This is a genomic window from Nocardioides sp. NBC_00163, assembly GCF_045206295.1.
Taxonomy (GTDB): domain Bacteria; phylum Actinomycetota; class Actinomycetes; order Propionibacteriales; family Nocardioidaceae; genus Nocardioides.
The window spans coordinates 3,091,640-3,104,417 of the sequence record NZ_CP108155.1 but is presented as its reverse complement, the minus strand read 5'-3'; the positions used below and the strand labels follow the sequence as shown (position 1 = coordinate 3,104,417).

At 67.9% G+C, this 12,778-nt stretch carries 14 protein-coding genes and 2 tRNA genes; 6 read left to right on the top strand and 10 right to left on the bottom strand.

The window, feature by feature from the left end:
• Positions 1–101 precede the first annotated feature (101 nt).
• The 3 genes from OG801_RS14980 to OG801_RS14970 all read right to left on the bottom strand — a co-directional run bounded on the left by OG801_RS14980 (position 102) and on the right by OG801_RS14970 (position 2,807).
• The gene (locus OG801_RS14980; protein ID WP_406029538.1) at positions 102–1,004 is read right to left on the bottom strand and encodes a hypothetical protein; all 903 of its coding nucleotides are present in this window, start codon (positions 1,002–1,004) and stop codon (positions 102–104) included.
• 95 nt (positions 1,005–1,099) lie between these two features.
• Positions 1,100–2,137 (bottom strand): TauD/TfdA family dioxygenase, encoded by a 1,038-nt coding sequence (locus OG801_RS14975; protein WP_406029537.1) that lies wholly within the window; start codon positions 2,135–2,137, stop codon positions 1,100–1,102.
• 250 nt (positions 2,138–2,387) lie between these two features.
• The gene (locus OG801_RS14970; protein ID WP_355018848.1) at positions 2,388–2,807 is read right to left on the bottom strand and encodes a MarR family transcriptional regulator; all 420 of its coding nucleotides are present in this window, start codon (positions 2,805–2,807) and stop codon (positions 2,388–2,390) included.
• A 169-nt stretch (positions 2,808–2,976) separates the two neighbouring features.
• Here OG801_RS14970 and OG801_RS14965 point away from each other — a divergent pair, with 169 nt between their 5' ends.
• Genes OG801_RS14965 through OG801_RS14950 form a run of 4 tightly spaced genes read left to right on the top strand, consistent with a single transcriptional unit; the run spans position 2,977 to position 4,891 of the window.
• Complete coding sequence (locus OG801_RS14965; protein ID WP_406029536.1) at positions 2,977–3,378, top strand: DUF1304 family protein; 402 nt, start codon at positions 2,977–2,979, stop codon at positions 3,376–3,378.
• Positions 3,379–3,411: 33 nt separating this feature from the next.
• Positions 3,412–3,915 carry a hypothetical protein gene (locus tag OG801_RS14960; RefSeq protein ID WP_406029535.1) on the top strand — a complete coding sequence of 168 codons (504 nt, stop codon included), beginning with the start codon at positions 3,412–3,414 and terminating at the stop codon, positions 3,913–3,915.
• A 43-nt stretch (positions 3,916–3,958) separates the two neighbouring features.
• A complete protein-coding gene (locus tag OG801_RS14955; protein ID WP_355018851.1) occupies positions 3,959–4,291 on the top strand; it encodes a metalloregulator ArsR/SmtB family transcription factor in 333 nt (110 codons plus the stop codon).
• A gap of 3 nt (positions 4,292–4,294) precedes the next feature.
• A complete protein-coding gene (locus OG801_RS14950) occupies positions 4,295–4,891 on the top strand; it encodes an SRPBCC domain-containing protein (protein ID WP_406029534.1) in 597 nt (198 codons plus the stop codon).
• A 13-nt stretch (positions 4,892–4,904) separates the two neighbouring features.
• Here OG801_RS14950 and OG801_RS14945 read toward each other — a convergent pair whose 3' ends face one another.
• The 4 genes from OG801_RS14945 to OG801_RS14930 form a co-directional block, all read right to left on the bottom strand.
• Complete coding sequence (locus OG801_RS14945) at positions 4,905–5,684, bottom strand: protein phosphatase 2C domain-containing protein (RefSeq protein ID WP_406029533.1); 780 nt, start codon at positions 5,682–5,684, stop codon at positions 4,905–4,907.
• Between the two features lie 17 nt (positions 5,685–5,701).
• Positions 5,702–5,777, bottom strand: a tRNA-Ala gene (locus OG801_RS14940).
• Positions 5,778–5,794: 17 nt separating this feature from the next.
• The gene (locus tag OG801_RS14935; RefSeq protein WP_008355567.1) at positions 5,795–5,914 is read right to left on the bottom strand and encodes a DLW-39 family protein; all 120 of its coding nucleotides are present in this window, start codon (positions 5,912–5,914) and stop codon (positions 5,795–5,797) included.
• An 80-nt stretch (positions 5,915–5,994) separates the two neighbouring features.
• Complete coding sequence (locus OG801_RS14930) at positions 5,995–6,942, bottom strand: hypothetical protein (protein WP_406029532.1); 948 nt, start codon at positions 6,940–6,942, stop codon at positions 5,995–5,997.
• Positions 6,943–7,014: 72 nt separating this feature from the next.
• Between OG801_RS14930 and OG801_RS14925 the strand changes: the two genes are divergently transcribed.
• On the top strand, positions 7,015–7,944 hold the full coding sequence (locus tag OG801_RS14925) for an MBL fold metallo-hydrolase (RefSeq protein ID WP_406029531.1): 930 nt from the start codon (positions 7,015–7,017) through the stop codon (positions 7,942–7,944).
• Between the two features lie 329 nt (positions 7,945–8,273).
• Here OG801_RS14925 and OG801_RS14920 read toward each other — a convergent pair.
• A tRNA-Ile gene (locus tag OG801_RS14920) sits at positions 8,274–8,347 on the bottom strand.
• Between the two features lie 109 nt (positions 8,348–8,456).
• Here OG801_RS14920 and OG801_RS14915 point away from each other — a divergent pair.
• Entirely contained in the window at positions 8,457–9,440 is a 984-nt protein-coding gene (locus OG801_RS14915; RefSeq protein ID WP_406029530.1) for a type IV toxin-antitoxin system AbiEi family antitoxin domain-containing protein, read from the top strand.
• Between the two features lie 65 nt (positions 9,441–9,505).
• On the opposite strand, the gene OG801_RS14910 is transcribed toward OG801_RS14915, so the two are convergent.
• Complete coding sequence (locus tag OG801_RS14910) at positions 9,506–10,060, bottom strand: DUF3566 domain-containing protein (protein ID WP_355018857.1); 555 nt, start codon at positions 10,058–10,060, stop codon at positions 9,506–9,508.
• Positions 10,060–12,759: a DNA gyrase subunit A gene (gene gyrA / locus OG801_RS14905; RefSeq protein WP_355018858.1), complete on the bottom strand. Its 2,700-nt coding sequence runs from the start codon at positions 12,757–12,759 to the stop codon at positions 10,060–10,062. Before gyrA ends, OG801_RS14910 begins: the two co-directional genes overlap by 1 nt.
• Positions 12,760–12,778: the final 19 nt, after the last annotated feature.

Genomic DNA, 12,778 nt, shown 5'->3' with positions numbered 1-12,778 from the left:
GCGCGTGTGCACCCCACAACCTCGGGGAGAAGATCCCAAGTGGATATGCACTGCGCGGGGGACTGGTCTGGGCGGCCATAGCACTCCCAGAGTACGGCCCCTCAGTCGCAGACCGCGAACGGGACGGGTTCGCTGGTGACCAGGGTGGCCGCGGTCACCGGGTTCGTCACCCGGAACCCGATCCGCCCCGTGGCCGGATCGGCGACACCGTTGGTGAAGACCTTCTCGTACGCCGCGACCTGATCGCCCAGCTTCAGCCGGACGAACAGGTCGTCCCGGTCCTCGCCGAGACGCAGGGTGGCCAACCCGCCTCCGAACTCGACCGAGTAGGCCTCGACCGGTGCCAGCCGGGTCTTCTCCTTCGGCCCACCCTCGGCGCAGCCCTTGACGACGTACGTCGAGGTGGCAGGGCCTCCGGCGACGGCGACCATCACCTCCTGAGCGGCCCAGTTCTCCACGTCCGGGCTTGCGGTGTTCTTGGTGATCAGGTGGGTCTCCGGGTCGAACTTGGCGCCCTTCAGCGGGCCGACGCCCGCCTTGATCGCCGGGCCCGGCTTGACCCGGTCGGCGACCTTGATGACGTACCCGTCCTGACCGCCGCCGGTGAACCTGGCCTCCCAGACGACATCGGCGGCGCCCCACTCATAGGTGTCGCGCAGACGCTGGTCGACCCCGCGCAGCAGACCGCCGCTGACTTGGGCGGCCTCCTTGTCGGCCCGGTTCCACAGGTCGCTCTGGTCCGAGGGACTCGACCGGCTGGTGACGTCGTCGAGCCCGAAGAGGGACTTCACCTCGTCGTAGTCGGTCACCGCCAGCGTCTTGGCGCGCTCCGGCACGAACGTCATGGCTGCTTCGACCGGGCCCATGGTCGCGGCGTACACGGGGTAGGTGTCCTCCGACGGCGCCGCTTCCGGCTTCTTCGGCTTGCTGTCGTCCCCGCAGCCGACCAGCGCAAGGGCCAGCCCAGCGGCCAGCACGCACATGCCCCATCGCCTCACGTTCACCCCAACGAGTATTCCCGATCCCCGTCACGGTAGGTGTCACGAAATAGATGGAGGCCGCAGGCGGAACGCGCCTGCGGCCTCCTTGATCCCGAGCGTCAGCGACCAGCGCCTGTGAGCTCAAGGGATGCGGGAAGAGGCTCGAGCACCGGGTCGATGATCCGCGAGGAGGCCTCGGACCGAGCGACCCGACTGCGGCGCAGGTCCTTGACGGTCGTGAGGCGGCGGAGCCAACGGTCGGTGCCGTCGTAGCGAGCCGTGAAGGGCTTTCGGCCGTGCAGAGCACGGTGGTTGTCGACGATGAGGATCTCGCCGGGGGCCAGCGCGACGACCTCGACGTTCGCGGAGAGCTCCATGATGAGCAGCTGGAGCGCTCGGTCGGCCTCGACGTCACCCGGCAGAGCCGCCATGTAGGGCGGGTCGAGCCGGACGTCGGGAGCCTGGGGGGAGCCGGAGAGCACCGCGGTCGGCGCGGCGAGTAGCTCGGCCTCGTTGACGCCGGCCTCGCGGAGGTTGCGGAGGTGCTCGTCGTCGGGGTGGATGACGTATCGCGGCTCGAACAGTGGAGCGTACTCAGGGCCGGTCACGTCGATCGAGCTGATGCCGACCGCGGTGGTCGGGATCATGTCCTCGTTGCGCAGCGAGATCAGCCCGAGGTGGTCGCAGCGAAGGTTGCTGAACGCGTCCTCGATGTGCAGGTCGAGCACGACGTCGCTGCTGTGCCCGGTCTGCAGGCTCTCCTGCTTCTGGATCGGCAGGATGTTGTTGACCAGCTGGCCACCCTGCAGCGAGGACCAGGAGACGGCGTCGCCGAGCTGGGCCATGATCAGCGCGAGCCAGAAGTCGGCCATGTGCGGCGCCTGGGCGTCGGGGTGGTTCCAGTGCGGCGGGGTCGGGCCGGCGGTCACCGGGAGCCCACTGATCACCAGGGCGTCGGTCGCATCGCCGTAACGGAAGGCGCGGATCGCCTTGGCGACGCTGTCGGGAAGCTCACCGCCGAGGAACGGCGCGGTCTCGAGGAACTCCGAGGAGACCGGGCTCTCGAACCGGGCGAGCAACGACTCCGACAGCTCGGCTGCGGCCTGGGACTCTGCGGGGGTCATCTCGACCCGGGTGACTACGGACTCTGCGCCCACGACATTGACCTCTCGGACTTTGCGGTGGAGGGGTTAGTCAGAAGCGTTTTCTGGCGCCCGCACCAAAGGGTTTCCTAAGTTCGAGACCACTTTGTTCCGCCGTACGGAATTCAAACGAGTGATAGGTCCAAATATCGAGACGATAGGTATTAGGCCCCTTGCGTAATCGCCGTGAACCTGTTTAGGGAATGTATCCCCATTGCGGTCCGCCAGTTACCCGAATTTGCCCGTCTGGCGCGGGTTCTGGACGTCACTGGTACGGATCGACGAGCTCGCGCAGCGAGGTGAGAGCCTCCCGCAGGGCTGGCGCCAGGCGGGGACCGAGGTGGTCGTTCCACTCCTGCTCGACGCTCATCACCACCTCACGAGCGCGGTCAGCGGCGTCCTGCCCGGCGGCCGTGAACCTGATCAGACGCGCCCGGCCGTCGACCGGGTCCGGGACCCGTTCGACCAGCCCCTTGCTCTCCAACGCCGCGACCAGCACGCTCGCGGTCTGCTTGGTGACCTGGGCCTGCTCGGCCAGGTCGACCAGGCGCGAGCCGTCCTCGGCGATCCGCTGGGCGAGCCGGGCCTGCGCGACGGTGATGTCGTAGCCGGCATCCCGCATCGCGGAGATGACCCGTTCATCCATCGCCCGGTAGGCGATGAGCATGAGCGTTGCGACGTCCATCGAACCCCTTGACACTGTGCGGCACCCTGATCAATATAGTCAGTAAGACTGACTATATCGCTCTCCGGTGTCCAGACACAGCCGTCTGTTCACGGGGCTCCGCCGGACGCGTGTTGCTTCCACGATTCTCCACAGCCTCGCCCGCCGAGGCCCGTCCCGAGCAGGTCCCATGAACGCAGTCGCGCAGCTCAGTGCCGGCATCTCCGCCCTGATCCTCATCGCCGTCTTCCCCGTCGAGGCATTCTTCATCCACCGCCCCGAGGTCCAGCGGTTCCTCGGGATCGAGCCGAACGGCATCCGCAACGTCCACCTGTGGTCGTTCTGCATCGGCGCCCGCAACGCCCTCGCCGGCGTCGGCACGCTCGCCGGTCTCTGGATGGTGAACTTCGGGGACGAGTCCACCGGTGTCACCGTCGTGGTCGTGACCTCCATCTACATGCTGCTCGCGTCGTTGTTCATGGGGATCGCTGACGCCCTCGGGTACTGGCTCCCACGCGGCGGCAGCGTCAGGGGCACCATCGCGTCCGCCGTCCTGCCCGCGGTCGCGCTGATCGCGATCGCAGTCGGATAGCGGGATGCACTCCCGCCCACTACGCTCCGACCCATGGGCGCAGCGGTCATCTCGGGACTCTTCGCGGTGGCACTCGCGTGCCTCGCCTGGATATTCAAGAACGGCAGTCGCCGAGCCCGTCTCCTCAGCCGGATCGAGCGATACATCCAGCTCCTCAAAGACCTTCCCGAGGGACATCCGGCGCGTGTTCACCTGGACGCGGCGCTCGCCGCCGATACCGCGCAGCTGCTTGCCCTGACGGAACGGAAGGCACTTGCGGCTGCTCGAGGCCTCCCGGAGCCTTGGCTCCGCCCTTCTTCGCGGCCGGCCGTGACGCCCGGATCCGCCTACCCGGGCGGCGCTCCCGACGGAGACGAGCGCGACGACATCGACTGGATGGGCGACGAGCAGGAACGCCGGATCTCACCTCCGGATCCCCTCACCCAGCCGCCCCGGCGCGCTCTGCTGTCCGGACAGGGGTCGACCGTTCTCTGGGTGCTCGCGGCCCTCGCCGCCGTTGCGACAGTCGGCCTGGTGGTCAACGATCTGCTGTTCTAACATGCCTTGACAGGCATATTCCTTGTGAGGCATATTTGACGGCGTGCCCACCCGAGACGTATTCAGCGTGATCGCCGACCCGACCCGTCGGCAGATCCTCGACCTGCTCTGTCAGCGCGAGATGGCGGTGGGTGAGCTGGTGGAGACTCTCGGGCTCGCCCAGCCGAACGTGTCCAAGCACCTGCGGACGCTGGGTGAGGCGGATCTGGTTCATGTACGCATCGACGGACCGCGCCGCCACTACCGACTGCGTCCCGAACGGCTCCGGGAGCTGGAGGAGTGGTTGGCGCCGTACCGCCGGATGTGGGCGGATCGTCTCGATGCGCTCGAGCGTCACCTGGACCAGCTCGACGACCCTGACCACAAGGAGGACTGAAAGATGACCACGACGACCGGACCCATGGGCGAGGTGCTCCTCGACAGCGAGCGGAGGGGTCTTCGCTACGTACGCGTGCTCCGCCACTCACCCGAGAAGGTGTGGCGGGCCCTGACCGAGACCGACGGCCTGCGGCACTGGTTCCCGACCGACATCGTCGGCGAGCGTACTGCCGGGGCGCGCCTGAGCCTCCCCTTCTGGCCCGAGGGCCTGGAGCTGGCGAGCACCACCGAGGCGATCGAGGAGATGGGCGTCGACCCGGGCAACTACGTCTCGGAAGGGGAGCTGCGGGTCTGGGACCCGCCTCGGACCTTCGAGTTCACCTGGGGGATGGACGGTCGCGAGGACCTGACCGACCTGCTCCGCTTCGACCTCGAGCCCACCGACGACGGCACCCGCCTCACCTTCACCACCTGGCTCGCCGGACCCACCGGCAACACGGACACCGCCGTCGGCTGGCATGTCTGCCTGGACGAGCTCGCCGACCTCCTCGACAAGGGCCCGTCGCCCATGAACGAGGAGGCCTCCGCCCGCGTCGTCCAGCACGTCAAGGACCGCACCGACGAGCTGCGACCGACGTACGCCGCCCTGCTTTCGTAGCCCGACGCAGGCGTCAGGGGATGTCGCCGTCGCCGAGGTGGCACAGCACGGCGGTCGCATCGTCGTGCCGCTTGCCCCGAAACTCGGCCGTGGCGGCCTCGTCGGCTTCCCGCGTACGCCGCACCAGTGCCTCCGGACCGAGGTCGAGGATGGCGAAGAGCTCCGCCCACGTCCGGCCATGCCTCTCGACGAGCGTCGCGGCACCGTCGGTCAGCACAGCGACGGAATGGACCGGGTGCGAGCCGAGGTCGACGCTGCCGGTGACAGCCTGCCGCGCGGCCTCCGGCTTGGTGCTGGCGACCCAGAACCCCTCGGCGGTGTTGCGAACTGCGCCGAACCCGGCAACCGAGTAGTCGTCGAGGTGGTCGAGCCGGTCGTCCGTGATCGGGAGGATGCTGCCGTCGGTCATCCGGAACACGACCGACGAGTCCGCCAGGACCAGGTAGTCCGCGCGCTCACCGCGGAGGCGGAGGAGCGCGACCGTCGAGGACGGACTGTTCGGGTCGTCGAGATCGCAGGTGCCGGCATGAGCCTCGCAGACTCGACGGATCGCACCCTCGAGGATGCTCACCAGGCTGGCGTCGCCAGGAGCGATGAGTCCCTCGGCCAGATGGAGGCCGAGATAACGCACCAGCCACGGCACGTCATGGATGCATCCGTTCTCGAGCCCGGGGACCGGTGTCGCACCGTCGAGCACGATGACAAAGTCCTGCCCAGCGAGCACGAAGTCTTCGTTGACCTGGTGAGTCGGTGAGGTCTCGGTGTAGACCTCGCTGCTGAGACGGATGCTCACTCAGCGGCCTCGAATCCTGGTGGAGCATAGGGGACTCGAACCCCTAACCCCCTGCTTGCAAAGCAGGTGCGCTACCAATTGCGCCAATGCCCCGGACGGGTGTCCGTCGGTCAGTTCACCTTGTCGGTCGCCGCGGCCCAGTGACCCTTCTCAGGGTTGGACTGGTCGAGCTTCTTCTTGGCGAGGACGATGCCAGCCGCGGCCAGCAGTACGAGGACGATCTTCTTCATGTCTTCTCCTGCGAGTCGTGGTGGGCATCGCTGCCCGTTAGACCAGGAAAGCGTACCGGCCCGCCATGAAGCGTACGAAATCAACCGGCCTCGGGATCGGGGGCGAGGCCCAGGGAGGCGATCGGGGTGCAGGTCATGTGGGTGCTCGCCCACATCCGGCCGGTCAGGATGCCGAACCCGTACGCCGAGGGCCGGCTGTAGGGGGAGGCGCCGGACTCGTAGGTGGTGATGAGCTCGCCCGAGACCTCGACGATCGCCTCGGCCATGTTGGGGAACCTGAACTTGCGCCGCACCGCACCCACGCTGCCTTCGGGCTTCTGCTCGCAGATGAAGATCGTGCTCGGCCGGTGCCGGCCGAACGAGGAGGAGAAGACGTACTCGTCACGGCGCACGACGATGCCCTGGACCTTGGGCGGGGTGGTGGTCGAGAGGACGGGCTCGGAGAAGTCCCACTCACCGTTCGCGCCCTTCTCGTAGGCGAACAGCGTCTGGTTTCCGAAGCCGCCCACATAGATACGGTTCCCACGGATCCGGCAGTAGGAGCCGGCCGCCACCTTCGCCGGCGCCTCGATCGGCTCGACCTCGGCGCCCTTCGCCGCATCCCGGATGGCCGAGAGCGAGTAGCGGTAGAGCCGGCCGGTGCCGCCGCCCGCACCCTTGGAGACCCAGACGTCGTCACCGTCGATCGCGACTCCGCCTGCGTGACCGGGACCGGCCTTGCCGTTGTGACCCACGAGCAGCACCTCGGCGGCGGTCTTCCCGCTCTTCAGGTCGACCAGCACCAGCGCCGAACCCTTGTCGTGGGAGTAGTAGCTCTGGGCCAGCATGTTGGTGTCCGGGCCGTAGCCCAGCCCCTGCGGCGTCCAGTCGTCGGTGCCGCCCGTGGCGAGCGTGTTGGGGATGAGCGGGCCGACGCGACCACCCAGCCGCTGCCCCCACCTCTCGGTGCGCTTCATCCCGCCCCTGACCCACCGGCGAGTACGTCCCGGGATGGAGTCGAGGTCGAACGGAAGGTCGATCTTCGTCATGATGGTGATATTCGCATGCGGTTCCTACCGCGGTCGGATGGCGTACCGTGCCATGGTCGCTAGGTTCTTCGTGTGACGAGCGACCCCGCTTCTTCCCCTGCCACGCCGACAGCTCGAGAGCTGATCGGCGCCCTGACCGGATTCGGGCGTGGCATGCTGCGTCCGCGCCGCCCGGACGAACGACTTCTCTCCTCGATCACCGACGCCGGCCTGCCCCCGGGTGACCGAACAGTGACGGTCAGCACGATGCCTCAGGTCCCGCGTTCGCTGCCCGCCGGTGGCCTCATCGAAGGCGCGGGCCTCCGCCGGCGCGTACGCAACGCGATGACCTGCTTCGTGATCACTCATCCCGAGGCGACGTTCGTCGTCGATCCGTCCTACTGCCGCGACGCCCCCGAACGCGCCCTGAGCGAGCTCCCGGCCATGCTGCGACGCCTGGTCACACCGCCGGCAGACACCATTGCCACCGTCGACTCGCTGCAGACGGCGCTGGTCAAGCCCGACTTCGCCCTCCCGACACATGCACATTGGGACCACGTCTGCGGCCTCCTGGACCTCCCCGGCCTGCCGGTACGCCTTCGGACCACCGAGCGCGACTGGATCCTCGGCCCCGGTCAGCCTCCTGTCGGCGGCGTGCGCCCGGCCCTGACCGATGGCCGACCCGTGGAGACGTACGACCTCGACGGCCCGCCCGTCGCGACCTTCACCGCCTCCCACGACATGTTCGGCGACAGCTCCGTCCTGCTCGTCGAGCTCGCCGGCCATACGCCGGGCAGCATCGGCGTCCTCGCCCGAACCCCGTCGGGCTGGGTCCTGATCGCCGGCGACGCCGCCTGGCACTACGACCAGGTCGATCTGATCAGGCAGAAGCCGGCCTTCCCCGGAGACCTCGTCGACGAGGACCGAGACGCCGCCTTCGCCACCCTCCACCGCCTGCACCTGGCTCGCCGCCTGATGCGGGTCGTCCCCACCCACGACCACGACGCGTCCAGCCGGCTCTAAAACCAAGAAGCCCCCTCGAAATCGGCCGATTTCCTGGAGCCGGGATCGTCCCGATATCGCGGAGTGGACGCAGTAGCGTGCATTCGTGGCGCGTGACTGGTTACCGTGTTCGGCACCAACGGAACAGTCAGGGTGACTCCTCCTACGTGGAGAGCGACACCACGAAAGTGTGCCGTTGGTGCCGTGGTCTCGGGTACCGACTCGGGGCCGCGGTCTAGTTAACGAGCCTCCGACGGGTCGGCGTACTCGAGGGGACCCCGCGGGCATCCGACGAGCCCTGAAACGAGGAAGAGGCCCCCGAAGGAGCCTCTGACCTGGTGAAACTGCTGTGCGCTTAGGAGGACTTGAACCTCCGACCCCCACATTATCAGTGTGGTGCTCTAACCGTCTGAGCTATAAGCGCAGGCGCCAACTGGAGGGTGGAAGCCCCTACCAGCAGGCGAGAGAAACATTACCCGGCCGCTGCCCAGGGCACCAAAACGATGAGACCCCATCGACCCTGGGGAGCCAACATGTCCGACTCGGAGGATCTGCAGGCGACCTTCGCGCGCGAGGATGCGGCCCGGATGCTGGATGCTCAGCGACGGATGCAGGACGGTGTCGCGAGTTATGCCCAGCTCACCGCCGGCGGGCTCAGCCGGATCGACATCGAGAGGGCCGTACGCCGCAACGAGCTCCGCCGGGTGCACCCGCGCGTCTACGTCAGCCACACCGGGCCGCTCACCTGGGAGCAGCGGGCGTGGGCCGCGGTGCTCTACGCTGCTCCAGCCTTGCTGTGCCGCGACAGCCTCGAAGCACCTCGGGGACGCGACGACGGTCGACCGATCCACGTCGCCATCGACCACTCTCGCAAGGTGATGCCCCAGCCCGGCATCGTCGTCCACCGGATGCGCGACCTCGAGCGCAAGGCGTACGGAGGCACGCCGCCACGCCTCAAGGTCGAGGACAACGCCCTCGCGATGGCGAACGAGGCCCAGTCCGAGATCGACGCGATCGCGCGGGTTGCCGAGGTGGCGAGCCGGACCTATGTCACGGCGGCCACGCTCCAGGCGGCGCTGGATCGCGCCCACTCCCTACGTCGTCGCAAGCTCATCCAGGGGTTGGTGGACGACCTCGCGACCGGCACCCATTCGGTGCTAGAGCACGGCTACCTCACCAAGGTCGAGCGGGCGCACGGTCTCCCTTCGGGACGCCGCCAGTCCCCACGGACCGGTGCTTCGGGCAACCAGTTTCGCGACGTCGAGTACGAGGGGTACGCGCTGGTGGTCGAGCTCGATGGTGCGCTCGGCCACGAATCCTGGCGCGACCAGGCCCGTGACACCGACCGTTCGTTGGACGATCTCGCCGAGCTCGGGACGGTGACCGCGCGACTGCGGTTTCACCAGGTGTTCGACACCCCGTGTCAGACAGCAGCCCGCGTGGGACGGATCCTCACCAGAAACGGCTGGCGAGGAACGATGAAGAGCTGCGGCCAAACCTGCCCCTTGAACGAATGAACCTGGGGAGGGTCATCCGAACGGTGTTCGGACAACCCTCCCCAGGTTGCGGGTTCGAGTGGGGCTCAGTTCTCGGTGAGCTCTACTTCGACGCCGCCCAAGAGCGCGGCGGCCATGTTGTAGAGGAACGCGGCGAGGGTGGCGACTGCGGTCATCAGGACGATGTTGACGACCGAGACGACCATGGTGAAGCCCATGATGCGGGGGAGGCCGAGGTAGTCCTGCACGTTCCAGCCTGCGCTGGAGTCACCGACGACGTCCTGGACCGCCTGGTTGATCGAGTCCCACACACCGGCGGCACCGAGCACCGACCAGATCACGAAGACGGCGACGATCACCACGACGCTGAGCGCGATCGAGAGCAGGAAGGCCATCTTCATGACCGACCACGGGTCGATGCGGCTCAGGCTCAGCCGGGCCCGGCGAGACGAGCCACTGACCGCGTCCCGCTCCGCACCGGCGGGGCCGGATGTGCGGGCGGTCGAGGCCACCGCCGAGCTGGTACGCCTAGCCGCGTTGGCGACCGTGTCCGTGATCCGCTGGGTCACCGGCTGCGCGGTCTCGTTCCGCTCGGTCATCGCGACTCCCCCAGTCGTGCGGTCGGCGGTGCGGTCCGTCATCAGGATTCATCTTCCGTCGTGGTCTCGGACGGCGCTCCGTGCTCGCCGTCTTCCCCGATTGTTACATCATCCGCAACCTCTGTCCCGGTGACGACGTCATCGTCGACCTCGCGGGCCTCGACGGAACGCGCGACGACGGCGACCGAGTCACCCTTCTTGGGCGAGACGAACTTGACGCCCTGGGTGGAGCGGCCGGTTGCCCTGAAGTCGGCGTTGATCGGGCTGCGTACGACCTGACCGGTCGCGGTGATCGAGAGGATCTCGTCGCCGTCGACCACGATGAACGCCCCGACCAGACCGCCGCGGTCGGCGTTGGCCAGGGCCATCGTCTTGATGCCCAGACCGCCGCGGGACTGCAGCCGGTATTCGGAGATCTTCGTACGCTTCGCGAAGCCACCGTCGGTGATCGTGAAGACGAACTGCTCCTTGACCTCGTCCGGCGACTCGGCGCCGGAGACAGGGGCCGCAACGTCCGCGGTGTCCTCGTTGGCCTCGGAGAGCCCGGCCGCGATCTCGGCGGCGACGTGCTCGGCCCGGATGACCGACATCGACAGCAGCGAGTCGCTCTCCCGGAACTTCATGCCGGTGACACCCGAGGTCGCCCGGCCCATCGGCCGCAGCTGGTTGTCGTCGGCGCGGAACCGGATCGCCTGACCCTTGCGGGAGACCAGCAGGATGTCGTCCTCGGAGTTGACCAGCTCGGCGCCGATCAGCTCGTCGTCGTCCTCGCGGAAGTTGATCGCGATGACGCCGGCCTGACGAGGCGAGTTGTAGTCACCGAGCCGCGTCTTCTTGATCAGACCGGAACGGGTGGCCAGCACGAGGTAGGGCGCCTGCTCGTAGTCGCGGATCGCGAGCACCTGGGCGATCGACTCGTCCGGCTGGAACGAGAGCAGCCCGGCCACGTGACCGCCCTTGGCGTCACGCGCCGCCTCGGGCAGGTTGTAGGCCTTGATCCGGTAGACCCGGCCGGCGGTGGTGAAGAAGAGCAGCCAGTGGTGGTTGGTGGTCGAGATGAAGTGCTCGACCACGTCGTCGCCGCGCAGGGTGGCGCCGCGTACGCCCTTTCCACCGCGCTTCTGGGTGCGGTACTCACCGGCGAGGGTGCGCTTGGCGTAGCCACCGCGGGTGATCGAGACGACCAGCTCCTCATCGGGGATGAGGTCCTCCATGGAGAGGTCGCCGTCGGCCGCGATGATCTGGGTGCGGCGGTCGTCGCCGTACTTCGCGACGATCTCGTCGAGCTCGTCCATGACGATCTGACGCTGGCGCGTCACGTTGGCGAGGATGTCCTCGAGGTCGGCAATGATGACCTCGAGCTCGGCCAGACGATCGACGATCTTCTGCCGCTCCAGCGCTGCGAGGCGACGCAGCTGCATGTCGAGGATCGCGTTGGCCTGGACCTCGTCGATCTCGAGCAGCCGGATCAGGCCCTGGCGAGCGTCGTCGACCTCGGGGGAGGAGCGGATCAGCGCGATGACCGCGTCGAGCTGGTCGAGCGCCTTGACCAGGCCGCGCCAGATGTGGGCGTCCTCCTCGGCCTTACGCAGCCGGAATGCCGTACGCCTCCGGATGACGTCGATCTGGTGCTCGACCCAGTGGGAGATGAACTGGTCGAGGGTCAGGGTGCGCGGCACCCCGTCGACCAGCGCCAGCATGTTGGCGGAGAAGTTGGTCTGCAGCTCGGTGTGCTTGAGCAGGTTGTTGAGTACGACGCGGGCGACCGCGTCGCGCTTGAGCACGACCACGAGCTGCTGCCCGGTGCGGGAGGAGGTGTTGTCCTTGACGTCCGCGATGCCCTGCACCTTGCCGGTGTCGGCGAGGTCGGCGATCTTCTGGGCGAGGTTGTCCGGGTTCACCATGTAGGGGAGCTCGGTGATCACCAGGTTGGTGCGGCCCTTGGCGTCCTCGTCGACCTCGATCACCGCGCGCTGGGTGATCGAGCCGCGGCCGGTGCGGTAGGCCTGCTCGATTCCTTCGCGGCCGGCGATCAGGGCGCCATTGGGGAAGTCTGGGCCCTTGATCCGCTCGAGCAGCGCGTCCTGGAGCTCCTCACGAGTGGCGTCGGGGTGCTCGAGCGCCCACTTGGCGCCGGAGGCGACCTCACGCAGGTTGTGCGGCGGGATGTTGGTCGCCATCCCGACCGCGATGCCGGCCGAGCCGTTGACCAGCAGGTTCGGGAACCGCGCCGGCAGGATCGCCGGCTCCTGGGAGCGACCGTCGTAGTTGGGGCCGAAGTCGACGGTGTCCTCGGTGATGTCGCGGACCATCTCCAGCGCCAGCGGCGCCATCCGGCACTCGGTGTAACGCATGGCCGCGGCCGGGTCGTTGCCGGGCGAGCCGAAGTTGCCCTGGCCGTGGATCAGCGGGTTGCGCAGCACCCACGGCTGCGCGAGCCGGACCAGGGTGTCGTAGATCGCCGAGTCGCCGTGGGGGTGGTAGTTACCCATCACCTCACCGACGACACGGGCGCACTTGGAGAACCCGCGGTCGGGGCGGTAGCCCCCGTCGTACATCGCGTAGAGCACCCGGCGGTGGACGGGCTTCAGGCCGTCGCGGACGTCGGGCAGCGCCCGGCCGACGATGACGGCCATGGCGTAGTCGATGTAGCTGGCCTGCATCGAGGACTGCAGCTCGATGGTCTCGATCCGGCCGCCGGCAGCGGTCTGCCCGGGGCCTTCCGGAGGAGTCTCGGTCACGATTTCACTTTCTGCGTGC